The organism is Pseudonocardia sp. N23, from assembly GCF_002583555.1.
In the GTDB taxonomy this organism is placed as follows: Bacteria; Actinomycetota; Actinomycetes; order Mycobacteriales; family Pseudonocardiaceae; genus Pseudonocardia.
Map to the genome: position 1 here is coordinate 1 of NZ_BEGX01000016.1, position 13,925 is coordinate 13,925.

17 protein-coding genes are annotated in these 13,925 nt (G+C 72.9%); 5 read left to right on the top strand and 12 right to left on the bottom strand.

The window, feature by feature from the left end; genetic code table 11:
* Positions 1 to 74 precede the first annotated feature (74 nt).
* Entirely contained in the window at positions 75 to 815 is a 741-nt protein-coding gene (locus TOK_RS05920; RefSeq protein ID WP_098956782.1) for an SDR family oxidoreductase, read from the bottom strand.
* On the bottom strand, positions 812 to 1,465 hold the full coding sequence (locus TOK_RS05925) for an HAD-IA family hydrolase (protein WP_098956783.1): 654 nt from the start codon (positions 1,463 to 1,465) through the stop codon (positions 812 to 814). Before TOK_RS05925 ends, TOK_RS05920 begins: the two co-directional genes overlap by 4 nt.
* Before the next feature lie 188 nt (positions 1,466 to 1,653).
* Between TOK_RS05925 and TOK_RS05930 the strand changes: the two genes are divergently transcribed.
* Positions 1,654 to 3,414 carry a PEP-utilizing enzyme gene (locus TOK_RS05930; RefSeq protein ID WP_098956784.1) on the top strand — a complete coding sequence of 587 codons (1,761 nt, stop codon included), beginning with the start codon at positions 1,654 to 1,656 and terminating at the stop codon, positions 3,412 to 3,414.
* An 11-nt stretch (positions 3,415 to 3,425) separates the two neighbouring features.
* Complete coding sequence (locus TOK_RS05935; RefSeq protein WP_253258205.1) at positions 3,426 to 4,496, top strand: PEP/pyruvate-binding domain-containing protein; 1,071 nt, start codon at positions 3,426 to 3,428, stop codon at positions 4,494 to 4,496.
* Positions 4,497 to 4,661: 165 nt separating this feature from the next.
* Here the strand turns inward: TOK_RS05935 and TOK_RS05940 are convergent, their stop codons facing one another.
* The 4 genes from TOK_RS05940 to TOK_RS05950 form a co-directional block, all read right to left on the bottom strand.
* The gene (locus tag TOK_RS05940) at positions 4,662 to 5,180 is read right to left on the bottom strand and encodes an OsmC family protein (protein WP_098956786.1); all 519 of its coding nucleotides are present in this window, start codon (positions 5,178 to 5,180) and stop codon (positions 4,662 to 4,664) included.
* Positions 5,181 to 5,253: 73 nt separating this feature from the next.
* On the bottom strand, positions 5,254 to 5,343 hold the full coding sequence (locus TOK_RS35250) for a putative leader peptide (RefSeq protein WP_374754860.1): 90 nt from the start codon (positions 5,341 to 5,343) through the stop codon (positions 5,254 to 5,256).
* A gap of 102 nt (positions 5,344 to 5,445) precedes the next feature.
* Complete coding sequence (locus TOK_RS05945) at positions 5,446 to 6,372, bottom strand: TIGR03564 family F420-dependent LLM class oxidoreductase (RefSeq protein WP_098956787.1); 927 nt, start codon at positions 6,370 to 6,372, stop codon at positions 5,446 to 5,448.
* Positions 6,373 to 6,382: 10 nt separating this feature from the next.
* A complete protein-coding gene (locus TOK_RS05950; protein WP_098956788.1) occupies positions 6,383 to 7,171 on the bottom strand; it encodes an IclR family transcriptional regulator in 789 nt (262 codons plus the stop codon).
* Positions 7,172 to 7,244: 73 nt separating this feature from the next.
* Here TOK_RS05950 and TOK_RS05955 point away from each other — a divergent pair, with 73 nt between their 5' ends.
* Both TOK_RS05955 and TOK_RS05960 read left to right on the top strand, forming a co-directional pair.
* Positions 7,245 to 8,576, top strand: a complete 1,332-nt coding sequence (locus TOK_RS05955) for a Rieske 2Fe-2S domain-containing protein (RefSeq protein WP_253258206.1) — start codon at positions 7,245 to 7,247, stop codon at positions 8,574 to 8,576.
* Entirely contained in the window at positions 8,573 to 8,827 is a 255-nt protein-coding gene (locus TOK_RS05960; RefSeq protein ID WP_253258207.1) for a hypothetical protein, read from the top strand. Before TOK_RS05955 ends, TOK_RS05960 begins: the two co-directional genes overlap by 4 nt.
* A 294-nt stretch (positions 8,828 to 9,121) precedes the next feature.
* Here the strand turns inward: TOK_RS05960 and TOK_RS05965 are convergent, their stop codons facing one another.
* The 6 genes from TOK_RS05965 to TOK_RS05990 form a co-directional block, all read right to left on the bottom strand.
* Positions 9,122 to 9,490 carry a Rieske 2Fe-2S domain-containing protein gene (locus tag TOK_RS05965; RefSeq protein WP_098956790.1) on the bottom strand — a complete coding sequence of 123 codons (369 nt, stop codon included), beginning with the start codon at positions 9,488 to 9,490 and terminating at the stop codon, positions 9,122 to 9,124.
* Entirely contained in the window at positions 9,487 to 9,690 is a 204-nt protein-coding gene (locus TOK_RS05970; protein WP_098956791.1) for a 2-hydroxymuconate tautomerase, read from the bottom strand. Before TOK_RS05970 ends, TOK_RS05965 begins: the two co-directional genes overlap by 4 nt.
* Positions 9,691 to 9,703: 13 nt before the next feature.
* Entirely contained in the window at positions 9,704 to 10,468 is a 765-nt protein-coding gene (locus TOK_RS05975; protein ID WP_098956792.1) for a 2-keto-4-pentenoate hydratase, read from the bottom strand.
* Entirely contained in the window at positions 10,465 to 11,277 is an 813-nt protein-coding gene (locus TOK_RS05980) for a 2-keto-4-pentenoate hydratase (protein WP_098956793.1), read from the bottom strand. Before TOK_RS05980 ends, TOK_RS05975 begins: the two co-directional genes overlap by 4 nt.
* 112 nt (positions 11,278 to 11,389) lie before the next feature.
* Complete coding sequence (locus TOK_RS05985) at positions 11,390 to 12,178, bottom strand: IclR family transcriptional regulator (RefSeq protein ID WP_098956794.1); 789 nt, start codon at positions 12,176 to 12,178, stop codon at positions 11,390 to 11,392.
* A complete protein-coding gene (locus tag TOK_RS05990; RefSeq protein ID WP_098956871.1) occupies positions 12,175 to 12,867 on the bottom strand; it encodes a hypothetical protein in 693 nt (230 codons plus the stop codon). Before TOK_RS05990 ends, TOK_RS05985 begins: the two co-directional genes overlap by 4 nt.
* Positions 12,868 to 12,985: 118 nt before the next feature.
* Here TOK_RS05990 and TOK_RS05995 point away from each other — a divergent pair, with 118 nt between their 5' ends.
* Positions 12,986 to 13,900, top strand: coding sequence for a catechol 2,3-dioxygenase (locus tag TOK_RS05995; protein WP_098956795.1), 915 nt, complete (start codon positions 12,986 to 12,988; stop codon positions 13,898 to 13,900).
* Positions 13,901 to 13,925: the final 25 nt, after the last annotated feature.

Sequence of the window (13,925 nt, forward strand, 5' to 3'; positions counted from 1 at the left end):
TGCTGTCGTCGTGCACCAACCCACCATTACCGGGCCGGTACCACCAGCCTCACAATCAGAACAGGCCGCCGGGATCAGAACAGGCCATGGCGCGCGCCCGCGTCCAGGGCCAGGGTGGCGCCGTGCAGGGCGTCGGCCTCCGGGGCGAGCAGGGTCGCCACCGTCCACGCCACCTCGGCGGGCGTGACGAACCGGCCCAGCGGGGACTCCGCGGCGCGCTCGGCGAGCACCTCGTCGACGGCGATCCCGCGTCGCTCGGCGGCGGCAGCCGCGAGCCCCCGCATCCGCGGGGTGTCGACCGGACCGGGTGCGACCAGGTGTGCGGTGATCCCGCGTGGCCCGTAGACGGCTGCGAGCTGGCGGACCAGGTTGGCCAGGGCCGCGTTGGTGACGCCCGCGGCGCAGGCGTCGGGTGAGGGCTCGCTGCCGAAGTGCCCGCCCAGCGCGACGATCCGCGACCCCGCGCCGAGAACGGAGTCGACGGCTCTCACCAGCCGCAACAACCCACCCACCTTGAGGGCGACGGTCGTGCCGAGCGCGTCGGGGTCGATGGAGGCCAGCGGCCCGGTCGGCGGCAGCCCCGCGGCCTGCACGATCATCCGCACCGGCGCACCGAGCGCGGTCACCGCGGCCGTGATGGCCCCGGCGCCGTCCGCGGTCCCGACGTCGGCGGCGACACCGGTGGTGGTCTCCGTCGACGGCGGCGCGGTCCGCGCGACGGCGACGACGTGCAGCCCCGCGGTGCGCAGCGCGTCGGTGATCGCCCCGCCGAGCGTCCCCGAGGCCCCGACGACGACCGCGAGCTCCGCGGTCACCGGGCCGCACCCAGCCCGAGCGCCGTCCGTGCCCGCGCGAACGCGGCGTCGGGATCGCGCAGGTCGAGCTGCACGGCGTGCAGGCCCGCCATCCGGCCGCCCTCGACGTTCCACGGCATGTCGTCGACGAACACGATCTCACCCGGCGTCACGCCCAGCCCGTCGATCGCGGCCGCATAGCTGCGCGGGTCGGGCTTGAGGATGCCGGTGACCGAGCCGTCGACCAGCACGTCCACGTCCTGCAGCCCGGTGTGGGTGCCGAGCGGCCCGTCGCCGTGGAACGCCGCGAGGTCGTTGGTGAGGATGCCCAGGCGCAGCCCGGCGGCGCGCACGTCGGCCATCAGCGCCGCCGCGACCGGACGCACGATCTCCACGCCTGCCCGCTCGTAGAGCTCGACCATGAACTCGTGGGTCGACCAGCCGTCGCGGCCCAGCGCGGCGCCGAGCTCCGCGGCCCGCAGCGCCCAGTAGCCGCGCTCGGTGACCTCGCCGCGCAGCATGCGCTCCCAGTCGGGATCCGGCTCCGGGCCCAGCGGCCCGCGACGGGCGGTGACCGCGCGGGCGGCCGGCTCGCGCTCACCCAGCAGCGCCAGCATCTCCGACCCGGACCGGAACACGACGCCGCCGACGTCGAGCAGCAGCGCCTTCACCCGTGCGCACCCGTGATCACCACGCGCTGACCCTACGGACGGGTCGCCCCACGGTGGAAGCAGCGCGTTCTCCGCCGGGAAACGGCAGCTCACCGGGGCGGGGCGTTCGGCAGGGGAGAACGGCCGGGTTGCCGCGGGGTGTGTCCGCTGTCACGGTCCGAACAATCGTCCCGATCAGAGGAGATCCGATGGCGAACGTCGTCCCCCTCGACGCGTACACCGGCGAGTGGTACCCCGGGTACAAGCCGGAGCACTTCGACTTCCCGTACGTCGTCGACGCGCCCTCACCGTTCCGGCCCGGCGACGAGAACGCCTTCTGGTTCCTCGACTTCCACTGGTCACGCGGCCTGACCCCGCTCGCGGCGACGCTGTGGAGCGCCGACGGCTACTGCGCGGGTACCCAGGGCGCGTCGGAGAGCCTGCCGTTGCCCCCGGGCCGTGGTGTCACCTGCCGCTTCGCCGGCACCCACCTCTACGGGTCGCCGATCCCCGAGGAGGACCCTCGCGAGATCGGTGCCCGCGCCAACCGCCTCGGCACCAACCTGCCGCACTTCCTGCAGAACTACCGGTCGATCTGGGAGTCCGGCCGCGACGAGCTCGAAGCCACCTGGGACTACTTCCAGGGCATCGACCTGACGACGGTCCCGACCGCCGAGCTGGGCACCCTGATCCGGCAGGGCCGGCGCTACCACAAGCGCGCCATGGAGATCCACTTCGGCGTCATGTACCCGATGCTGGTCAACTTCCTCGGCTTCTACGGCTCCTGCGCCGAGATGGGCATCGACACCAGCCTCGTCGGCAAGTTCCTCCAGGGCGAGGAAACGAAGATCATGGAGCTCGACCGCGAGCTCTACGCGCTGGCCATCAAGGCGCGCCAGGCCGGGCTGTCGCAGGTCTTCGCCGACAACGAGCCACAGAACCTGCGGGCCGCCCTCACCACGCACGGCGGCTCCGCGGCGCAGTGGCTCACCGACTTCGACGACTGGCTGCGGGTGTGGGGCCACCGCACCGACGCCACCTGCGACGTCGGCGTCCCCAGCTGGATCGAGGACAACACCAACGCCTTCGGAAACATCAAGACCTTCCTGCTCAAGGAGACCGACCACGACTTCGAGGCCGCCGCCCGCCACGCCCTGGAGGAGCGCGACGCCGCCATCGACGCCGCCCGGTCGGGCCTCACCCGCGAGGAGCAGGCGGTGTTCGACGGCGGGCTCGCCGCCAACCAGGCCGCGAACTTCCCGTGGTGGCAGGACGACCACAACTACTACATCGACCTCAAGGTCATGCTGCCGCTGCGCCAGGCCTGCCAGGAGCTCGCGACCCGCGTCGGCGCCGACCACCGCGACGACATGCTCTACCTCTTCTGGCCCGAGCTGCTCCAGGTCGCCGACGGCAAGCCCTACGCAGGTGAGCTGAGCGGGCTCGTGCGCGACCGTCGCCAGTACTTCGACCACTGGCACGGCCTGCGGGGGCAGATGCCCAAGGTGCTCGGCACCGTGCCCGACTCCGTCGAGGACCCGGTGCTCATCGAGATCTTCGGCATCAACCCGGGCTCGCTGCGAGCCGTACAGAACCCCGATGCCGCCAACGAGACGACCCTGACCGGCGTCGCGGCCGCCCGCGGCACGGCCACCGGCGTCGCCCGGGTGCTGCAGAGCTCCGACGAGCTGCACCGCGTCGCGCCCGGGGAGATCCTCGTCTGCGAGTCCACCTCGCCCAACTGGACGCCGGCGTTCGGCAAGATCGCGGGTGCGGTGTGCGACGGCGGTGGCATGCTCAGCCACGCCGCCATCGTCGGCCGCGAGTACGGCGTCCCGACCGTCACCGCCGTCGGCATCGCCACCGTCGCGATCAACGACGGCGACAAGATCGAGGTCGACGGCACGAACGGCAAGGTGACCATCCTCAAGCGGGCCGCCGAGCTCGCCGGCGACGCCGGACAGCCGTGACGGGGGTTCTCATGAGCAGTGTGGTGTGGGTCGATGCCGTCGAGCCGGACGAGGCGGTCGCGGCCGCCGGATCGAAGATCGGCAGGCTCGCCGACCTGCACCGGGCCGGGGTGGAGGTGCCGCAGGGGTTCGCGGTCACTGTCGACGCCTACCGGCGGCACTGCACGGACGCCGGCCTCGACGCGCGGATCGACGCCGTCCTGGCCGCCGTCGGTGCCGAGCCGTCGGAGGCGGAGGTCGAGACGGCGTCGGCGGCCATCAGGGAGCTGTTCGTCGCGACGCCGATGTCCGAGGCGCTGGCCGCGGAGATCGTCGACGCGTACGAGGAACTGTGCGTGCGGTGCGTCGATGTCAACGTCCCGACGGCTGTGCGCTCCTCGGCCACCGGTGAGGACGCCGCCGACGCCTCGTTCGCCGGCATCTTCGACACCTATCTCGGGGTGTCGGGTGCGCCGCGGGTGCTCGACGCGATCCGCGCCTGCTGGGGGTCGCTGTTCACCGGCCGTGCGCTGGCCTACCGGCTGCGCAAGGGCATCAGCCACCACGACATGCCGATCGCCGTCGGCGTCATCGAGCTGATCCACGCCCGCGCGTCGGGGGTGGCGTTCTCCGTGCACCCGGTGACGGGCAAGCCGGACCGTGTCGTCATCGAGACGTCGTGGGGCTGGGGTGAGGCGATCGTGCAGGGCGTCGTGGACCCCGACCACATCGAGGTCGGCAAGGCCGACGGCCGTGTCCTGCGCTACGACGTCGCCCACAAGGCGATCGTGTCGGCGTTCGACTTCGCCGACGGCCGGGTCACCGAGGTCGAGATGCCGGCCCGGCTGGCCGACCGAAAGGTCCTCGACGACGAGCAGGTCGGTGCCGTCGTGGCCGCGGTGACCGCGATCGAGGAGCACTACGGCTACCCGGTCGACGTGGAGTGGGTGATCTCCCGGCACCGCCGGGCAGGCGACGGGATCTGCATCGTGCAGTCGAGGCCCGTCACCGTCACCGCGGAGGAGCCCACCGTCGTCGCCTACGACCCCGTGGCGCTGGCCCAGAAGTACGTCTTCAGCGGCAAGCCGGTCCCCGGCCGCTGACACCCGCCGGGTGGGCCGCCCGCTCGCGGCCCACCCGGGTCGACCCTCGCCGAGCCCGACGTGCGTGTCGTCGCGGCGGCCGTGCACGACACTCACGTCGGTCTCGGTGGGTCGGCGACGTCGGAGTACGCATCGGCCTGGATGCGGGAGAGGTTCGCCCGGTCGTCAGCTGCCCAGGGTCGTCGTCACCGGGGTGGGGTTGCGGAACAGGTCGAGGACGGGGCAGTGCTCGTCGACGGTGTCCTTGAGCCGCTGGTAGTCCTCGGCCGGGGCCGGCCCGCGCAGGTCGACGGCGAGGCGGACCTCCCCGAAGCCGGGGCGCACGCCGTCGTCGAGGCCGAAGAACCCGCGGACGTCGAGGTCGCCCTCGGTGCGGACGCTGACGTCGTCGAGCGGGATGCCGAGCTTCGCGGCCCAGAACCGGTAGGTCACGACCTGGCAGGACAGCAGCGCGGCCAGCGCCGACTCGACGGGGTTGATGGCGGCGTCCTGCCCGCCGAGGGCGGGCGGCTCGTCGATGGTGACCGCGTGGCGGCCGATGCGGATCTCGGTGCGGACGCCGTCGGTGCCCTCGCCGTCGGCGCGGAACAGCGCCGCGGCCTTGGTGGGGTCGTCCGCGACGGCGGAGGCGGTGGCATCGACGATCGCGCGCAGGTCGTCGGCGCGGGTGGTGGCGGTGGTCATGGAGGTCTCCTGGGGCTGTGTCGAGCCCGTGCGGCTCCCGCGCGGGCCTGGCGGCGGCACACCGGTGGTGGTGCTATCGGTGTGCCCACGGACACAGGGCGGCCCCGGTGCGGCACAGGTCGACGTGGCGGCGCTCGGTCAGGCCCGCGCCGCTCGCCCGCATGATCACGGGTCCGAGCACAGCCGCCCGCCGCACGGGTGTCAATGCCGCTCCCGGATGCCGGGCCCGGGCGGAGAATGTCCGTTCAACCGGCGGGCCGGGTGGTCAGGTGTCGTCGTGGTCCTCGGCGCGCAGCAGGGCGCGGGTGCGGGCACGGACGTCGGGGTCGGGGGAGAAGGGCAGGGCGACGTACTCGTCGACGCCGACGTCGCGCAGCTGCGCGATCCGCTCGGCGACCTCCTTCTCGTCGCCGACGATCGCGGCGTCGTCGGGCCCGGCGTACCCCTCGCGGTCGAGCATCGCCCGGTACGACGGGAGCTTCCCGTAGACCGCGAACTGGCGGGCGGCCTCGGCGCGGGCGGCGTCGACGTCGTCGGTGACTGCGACCGGCAGCGACGCGACGACCCGCACCGCGCGACCGGCCTCCTCGGCGGCGGCGCGGATCGTCGGCACCACGTGCTCGGCGAGGGTGCGCGGCCCGGTCATCCAGGTGAGGGTCCCGCCGGTCCGCCTGCCGGCGAGCCGCAGCATCTGCGGACCCAGCGCCGCGAGGTACACCTCGGGGTCCGGCGCGTCGCGGTAGCGCAGCGAGCCCCGCGCGGTCACGGTCTCGCCCTCGGCGGAGACGCGCCGGTCGGTGAGCAGCGGCTGCAGCGCGTCGAGGTAGTCGGTCATGCGGCGCAGCGGCCGGTCGAACGGCAGCCCCCACGCCCCCTCCACGACGGGCTTGTGGCTCAGTCCGAGCCCCAGCGTCAGCCGGCCGTCGCCGATCTCGTTGACGGTCAGCGCGCGCTGGGCCAGCGAGAACGGGTGCTGCAGCTGGATCGGCACGACCCCGGTGCCGACCTCGATGTCGGGCACCTCCCGCAGTGCGACCGCGAGGACGGTGAGGAGGTCGGGGTCGGTGGGCAGCTGCGCGGTCCAGTAGCGCCGGAACCCTTCCTGGTGCGCCTGCGTGAGCTCGGCGACGTAGGAGTCGGTGACGGTGCGCCCACCACCGGCGCCGAGATACCCGAAGAGGCTGATCCGCATGGCACCCAGGCTATGCGCCGGGGTGGCCGAGGCGCCGCGACAGCACGGCGGCGGCCTCGACGACGGCCTCCCGGATCCGCCGCAGCGCGGCGGGGGCGGCCCGCGCGGTCGGGGCGGCGACCGACAGCGCGGCGATCACCGCGCCGTCGCCACCACGCACCGGGGCCGCGCACGACACGACGCCCACCCGGCTCTCCTCCCGGTTCTCCGCCCAGCCGCGCTCACCGATCTCACGCAGCCGGGTCCGCAGGACCTCGACCTCGACGATCGAGAACGGGGTGGGCCGCTGAGGACGCCAGTCCGCGAGCCGGGCGTCGAGGTCGGCGGCGGGCAGCGCGGCGAGCAGGGCCTTGCCGGTGGCCGTGGTCGTCGCGGGCAGCCGGGTCCCGACGCGGGAGAAGATCCGCACCGTGTGGGGGCTCTCCAGCCGGTCGACGTACACGGACTCCAGCCCGTCGAGCACGGCGAGCTGCACGGTCTCCCCGGTGCTCTGGCGCAGCACCGCCATCACCGGCAGGGCCGCCTCGTGCAGGTCGAGACGCGGGGCGACGGCGGCGCCGAGGTCGAACATCGCCAGGCCCAGCCGGTAGGAGCCCGCGGCGACGCCGCGTTCGAGCAGGCGTTCGGCGGCCAGCGTGGCGAGCATCCGGTGGACGGTGCTGGTCGCGAGCCCCAGCCGCCGCGACAGCTCGGAGACGCCCAGCTCGCGGTCGGTGCGGGAGAACTCCTTCAGCAGGCGCGCGGCGTTGCGGACCGACGTCAGCTCCCACGACGGCCTTTCCTGCCGGTTTCCCTCCATGCGGGAAGGATTCCTTGTCGACGGTGGTCGCGCCACCTACGTTTCGCGGCACCACCACGAGCAGGGAGCGCCGATGCTGACCGCCGAGCAGAACGACGAGCTGACCCAGGTCGACGCCGGGACGCCGATGGGTGAGGTGCTGCGTCGCTACTGGTACCCGGTGGCGTTCGCCCGTGAGCTCGCCGAGTTCCCCGTGAAGCGCGTCGAGCTGCTCGGTGAGTTCTTCGCGGTGTGGCGCTCGCCGTCCGGCCGCTACGGCATCGTCCCCGAGGCCTGCCCGCACCGGAAGGCGTCGCTGGCCTACGGCGTCGTCGAGTCCGACGGGCTGCGCTGCCCGTACCACGGCTGGGTGTTCGACGAGGACGGCGTGTGTGTCGAGCAGCCCGCCGAGCGCGACGACACCCGCTTCGGCGCCCGCGTCTCCGCGCAGGCCGGTGTCGCCGAGGAGATGGGCGGGCTCGTCTGGGCCTATGTGGGCCCGCACTCGGCCGAGGACCCGGCACCGAGGCTGCCCCGCTTCGACACCTACGTGATGGAGGGCTTCCGCGACATCGGCTGGGCCGACCTGCCGTGCAACTACGTCCAGATCATGGAGAACGCCGTCGACCCGCACCACGTCGAGTGGCTGCACGGGCGGTACTTCCAGTTCATCGGCCGCCACGAGGGCTTCACGTCACCGGCGTCGTTCGCGAAGAAGCACCAGAAGGTGGGCTTCACACCGTTCGAGTGGGGGATCATCAAGCGCCGCGTGCTCGAGGGTGCGAGCGAGGAGAACGACGACTGGAAGGTCGGGCACCCGCTCGTCTTCCCGTACAACATGCGCGTCGGCGGCGGCGGCGTGCACCAGATGCAGATCCGCGTCCCGATCAACCGGACCACCACCCGGTTCATGCTCTACACCGTGCACCGCCCCGAGGAGGGCTACGAGCACGTCGAGCAGCCGGTGGTGCCCGACTACGAGATCCCGGTGCTCGACGCCAAGGGCCGCCACGTCGTCAACTACGTCGAGGGCCAGGACATCATGGCCTGGGTGACACAGGGCGCGATCACGGATCGCACCACGGAGCACCTGGGCCGCTCCGACATCGGGGTCGCAATGCTGCGCAAGCTGTTCCGCGAGCAGATGGACCGCGTCGCCCGCGGCGAGGACCCGCTCGGCACGATCCGCGAAGACCACGAGCGCATCGACCTTCCGTGCGAGAAGGACAAGTTCCACGCCGGCGCCCAGTTCGCGCTCGACTTCTGCGACATGGGGTCGACGCGCTTCTCCCCGATGCTCGACGCGATCAAGAAGATCCACGTCAGTGCCGCGGAACGGGTCGGCATCGAGCTGGTCGGGTCGGAGAAGGCCGGGTCGGAGCAGGCCGGGTCGGAGAAGGCCGGGTCGGAGAAGGCCGGGTCGTGACGGCGGGAGTGTCGGGGTGGTCGTCGGGCCGGGTCGAGCGCGGCCCGGACCGGCGCTTCGCCGCCGACGCCGAGGCCCACCGCCGCGACGCACCGCGGCACTGCCCGCGCTGCGGCGCCCCGCCCGCGCTCGCGACCGAGTTCTGGGAGGGCGCCGCGCGCAGGTTCTACTGTTCCTGCTCGGCCTGCGGCTGGACCGGTGAGATCACCCCGACCGGCGACGTCGCCGTCGGCCACGAACCCGAGCACTGACCCCGCCGCGGGCGGTACCCCGGCTCCGGCCCCGCAGCGGCACCTGCAGGGCCCCCGAGCAGCCCGACCCCCTGTTGATCACGGGCTGACGCGCGGACGCCAGTGGCGTCCACGGATCGTTCGGGATCGTTCGAAGGAGGTGGACCCGTTCGGGCTGCGCACGTCACCCGTCCGGTGACCGTTGCGACACAACGTGATCCACCGTGCCGCAGACGCGGCCGAGATGCACCTGAGCGTCGCGCACCGGCGCTTCGGCGGCGCTGGTGTGCATCTCGCGCGCCCGTTCCGCCGGGATCAGGGGGCGTCGCCCCGTGCGTGGGCGCGCAGGCGTTCCGACATCGACATCGCGACGGGCTTCTCGCCGACGTCGGCGACCCAGCCGTCGGCACCGCGCCGCACCGGGTACACCCCGAGTCGCAGAGCGGGGTGGGTGTGACACGAGCCGGTGGCCAGGTCGAAGCGGTACCAGTGCCACGGGCATCGGACCACCCCGCCGTCCACCTGCCCCTCGACCAGCGGGCCCTTGTTGTGCGGGCACAGCGGGTCGGTCACCCGGTAGCGGCCGTCGACGACGAACACCGCGAAGCTGCGGCCGTCGTCGACACCCAGGACACGCGCCCCCTCGCCGGCGACGGGATCGCCGCCGAGGGGGAGCAGCGTCATCGGCGCCCGCTCGCCCGCAGGTCCGCGAGCGACTCGCCGCCGACGAACCACAGCTCCGGTTCGCACTCGTTGACGACGACGCGCACCGCCTCCCGGGGTGCCCCGATGGACTCCTCGACGGCGGCGGTCACGGCGGCGCCGAGCGCCGCGAGCTGCTCGGGGGTGCGGCCCCGGGCGAGGGTGATCTGCACGAGCGGCATGAGACCTCCAGGGTCAGCGGCAACCGAGTTCGAGCGAACCGATCCGGTCGATCGAGGCGACGACGACGTCGCCCGGTGCGACGGGCACTGCGGCGGTGAGCCCGCCGGAGAGCACGACCTCGCCCGCGCGCAGCCCCTCACCGTCGGCGGCCATGCGGCGCACCATCCAGGCGACCGCGGCGGCGGGGTGGCCGAGTGAGGCGGCGCCCGACGCCGTCGCGACGACCTCGCCGTTGTGTTCGAGGACGACGCCGACGACGCGCAGGTCGATGCCGTCGAGCGGCACCGGCGTGCCCACGACGAAGCGGGACGCGGAGGTGTTGTCGGCGACGACGTCGGCCATCGTGAACCTGTAGGCGCGGTAGCGGGAGTCGAGCACCTCGATCCCGACGGCGACCCCGGACGACGCGGCGACGACGTCGGCGGCGCTGACGTGCGGCCCGGCGAGGTCGCGGCCCATCACGAAGACGATCTCGGGTTCGCAGCGCGGCTGGATGAGCGCCGTGGTGTCGAGCGGCTCGCCGATGTCGAGCGCGCCGGATCCGGGCAGGAAGCCGTAGACGGGGGAGGAGACGCCGACCTGGGCCTGTTTGGCCCGTGAGGTGACGCCGAGCTTCCAGCCGACGAGCGGTCCGGCCGACTCGCGCAGGACCCGCTGCACGGCGTAGCCGGCGTCGAGGTCGAGGTCGGGGAACTCGGCGTTGAGCGAGTCGATCGCAGTGCGCTCGGCGACGGCCTTCTGCAGCCGCCCGGCGAGCTCGGTGACGTTGACGCTCACGAGGTCTCCTCCTCGACACGAGCGGCTCGGCCGACGCGTGCGGTGACGGGCCCGAGCCGGTCGAACTCGGCGCGGAAGACGTCGCCGGGGGCCATCGGTACGGCAGCGTGCAGTGCCCCGGTCATGACGATGTGTCCCGGTTCGAGGGCGACCCCGTTGGCGCCCAGAACATTGGCGAGCCAGGCGACGACGGCGACGGGGTCGCCGAGTGCCGCGGCGCCCGCGCCGGTGTCGACCAGCTCGCCGTTGCGGGTGAGCGTCATGCCGAGCAGCCGGGTGTCGATGTCGTCGAGCGGGACGATCCGCGACGAGGTGACGATCGCGCCGCAGGAGGCGAGGTCGGCGACGGTGTCGGCGAGCTTGATCCGCCAGTCGGCGATCCGGGAGTCGACGATCTCGAACCCGGCGACGGCCCCCGCGATGGCCTGGCGCGCCGCGGTCACGGTGACGCCAGGGCCGGCCAGCCGCGAGCCCATGACGAAGACGATCTCGGCCTCGGCCTTGGGGGCGATGAAGTTCGCGGGGTCGATGACGTCGCCGTCGGCGTAGACGGTGGAGCCGAGGACGGGAGAGTGGTCGGGGGAGTCGACGCCGATCATGCGCTGCATGGGTTTCGACGTCAGACCCACCTTGTGCCCGACGATGGTGTCGCCGTCGGCCAGCAGCAGCGGGACCAGCTCCTGCTGGATCGCGTATCCGTCGGCCATCCCGAGGCCGGGTTCGGCGTCGGTGAACGGCGCGATCGGCACGCGGGTCCGCCGGGCTTCGTAGAGCGCCCGAGCCTTCGCGGGCGCGTCCGTCACGGGCATGGTCCTCCTCGTCGCACTGCATCGCGTCCACCGCCGTGGGGCGGGGACGACCGATCGTCGCGGGCGGCCGGGTGCGTGTCAGCCGCTCCGTTCCACTCAGCAGAACGGCCGGTCATCGGGCTGCCACCCGCCGCTCACCCTCGGGCACCCAGCCGAGCCGGCGGGACACGGCCTCGCCCGCCTCGACGAGCAGCCGCGCGTGCCGGCGCCGCGACACCGCGCCGAGCCGGGCCGAGGGCGCCCCGATGCTCACCGCGGCGACGACGTCGCCGTGCATGTCGCGGATCGGGGCGGCGACCGAGGTCACGCCGATCTCGCGTTCGTCGACCGACCGCGCCCAGCCCTGCGCCCGCACGCCGGCGAGCTCGGCGCGCAGCTCGTCGGCGTCGGTGACGGTGTGCGGGGTGAACCGGGGCAGCCCGGCGGCCAGGACCTGGTCCAGCGCCGCGCCCGGCAGGTGCGCGAGCAGGACCTTCCCGGAGCTGGTGGCGTGCGCGGGGACGCGGCGGCCGGTCTCGGTGAACAGCCGCAGCGAGTAGGCGCTCTCCAGCCGGTCGACGTAGACGACCTCGATGCCGTCGAGCACCCCGACCTGCGACGACTCGCCGGTCTCCTCGCGCAGCCGGACCAGGACGGGCCCGGCGGCGGCGTGCAGGTCGAGATGGATCTTCACGGCCTCGCCCAGCTCGTAGACGACGATGCCGAGGCGGTACCCGCCGGTGTGCGGGTCCTGCTCGACGAGCCCCTCACCGGCGAGCGTCGTCAGCAGGCGGTGGACGTTGGACTTGCCGATGCCCAGTCGCCGCGACAGCTCGGAGACGCCGATCGACTCCTCGCGGGTGAGGAACGCCTTGAGCAGCCGGGCGGCGTTGGTGACGGTGGAGAGCGGGGCGTCGGTCACGACGGGGGTCGCCAGTCGCTGCGGCCACCCACCGACGCGAGCAGGGCCTTCCTGATCGAGTCGGGGTCGAGGCTCTCGGCCGCCGCGGCGACACCGGCGTTGTGCGGGGCGATCTCCTTGGCCAGCAGCGCCTGTGCCCGCGGCAGGCCCGCGTGTGCGGCGCCGGCGAGCTCGTCGACGAGGTGCTCACGGCCGCGGACCCGGCTGCGGATCGTCTCGAAGTCGCGGGCAGCGGCGGAGTGCCCGCTCGCGAGCCCGGACCCGACGTGCCCGGCGTGGTGCGGGGTCAGCCCGGACCCGGGCTGGGCGACCACGTGGTAGACGACCGTCGAGATGCCGAGGGCGGTCTTCACCCCGTCGTAGGCGGGGCCGGCGGTCTCGTCGAGCGTGCCGAGGGCGGGGACGACGACGGGGTCGTAGAACCGCAGCGTCCAGCCCAGCCCGTCGAGCGAGCCGTCGACCTCGACCTCCTGGCCGCGCAGGGGGCCCAGACCCTCACGGGTCGCGAGCAGGTGCAGGTTGCGCACGCCGACAGCGGCGACCGTGACCGGCGGACCGCCCGCGAGCAGCGGCATCGCACCGCGCACGGCGGGCGCGAAGGTGTCGGCCTGCGCCAGGTAGGCGCGGTGCAGGGCGGTCACGTACTGCGCGACGGCCGCGCGCACGTCCTCGGGACGGTTCTCCGTCATCACACCTCACCGACGCGGAAGCGTTCCGATTTGCGGAACGGCAAGTCTGTCCTGCGGAACGCTAGGACGGCTACGGTCGAACCGTCAAGACGCCCCGCCATCCCAGGGAGCTTGCACCGTGGGGATCCTCAGACTCGCTCACGTCGACGTCCGCACGCCGGACCTCGACCTGTCCGCCGCCTACTACACCGAGGTCATGGGCCTGCAGCAGGTGCAGCGGACCGACGACACCGTCTACTTCAAGTGCTGGGACGAGGAGGACCACCACTCGCTGCGGATGCGCTACAACCCCCGCACCGGGCTGGACTCGTTCACCTTCCGCGTCGAGGCGGAGGACGACCTGCACGACTTCGAGAAGCGCGTCGAGGCCTACGGCTGCCCGACGACCCGCGTGAGCCGCGGCGAGGCCGTCGGCCAGGGGGAGTCGCTGCGCTTCGAGGTCCCGAGCGGCCAGATCATGGAACTGGTCTGGGACATCGAGAAGACCGGCAACATCCTCGGCAAGCACAACCCGTCGCCGGTGCCGCCGCCCGACCTCCCCGGCATCGCCCCGCCCCGGATGGACCACATGCTGGTCAACGCCGAGGAGGTCGCCGAGGCCTCGCGGTTCTTCATCGACGTCCTCGGGATGCGGCTGACCGAGCAGGTCCTCGACGGCAACGGCCACCAGCTCGGGGTGTGGCTCGCCGGGCGCACCAACTCGCCGCACGACATCGCGATCGTCAACGGCCCCAACGGTGCCCTGCACCACTGGGCCTACTGGCTCGACGACTGGGACCACATCCGCAAGGCCGCCGACACCCTCGCCTACAACGGGGTGCAGATCGACCAGGGACCGACGCGCCACGGCGTCACCCGCGGCAACACCATCTACTTCTTCGACCCGCTCGGGATCCGCAACGAGGTCTTCACCGGTGGGTACTGGGTCGATCCCGACCACGAGATCATCACCTGGACCGAGCAGGAGTTCGGGAAGGGCCTCTTCTACTACGAGAACGTCATCAGCCAGCGCTTCCTGCGCATGCACACCTGATCCACCCGCCCCGCCGGTTCCGCAG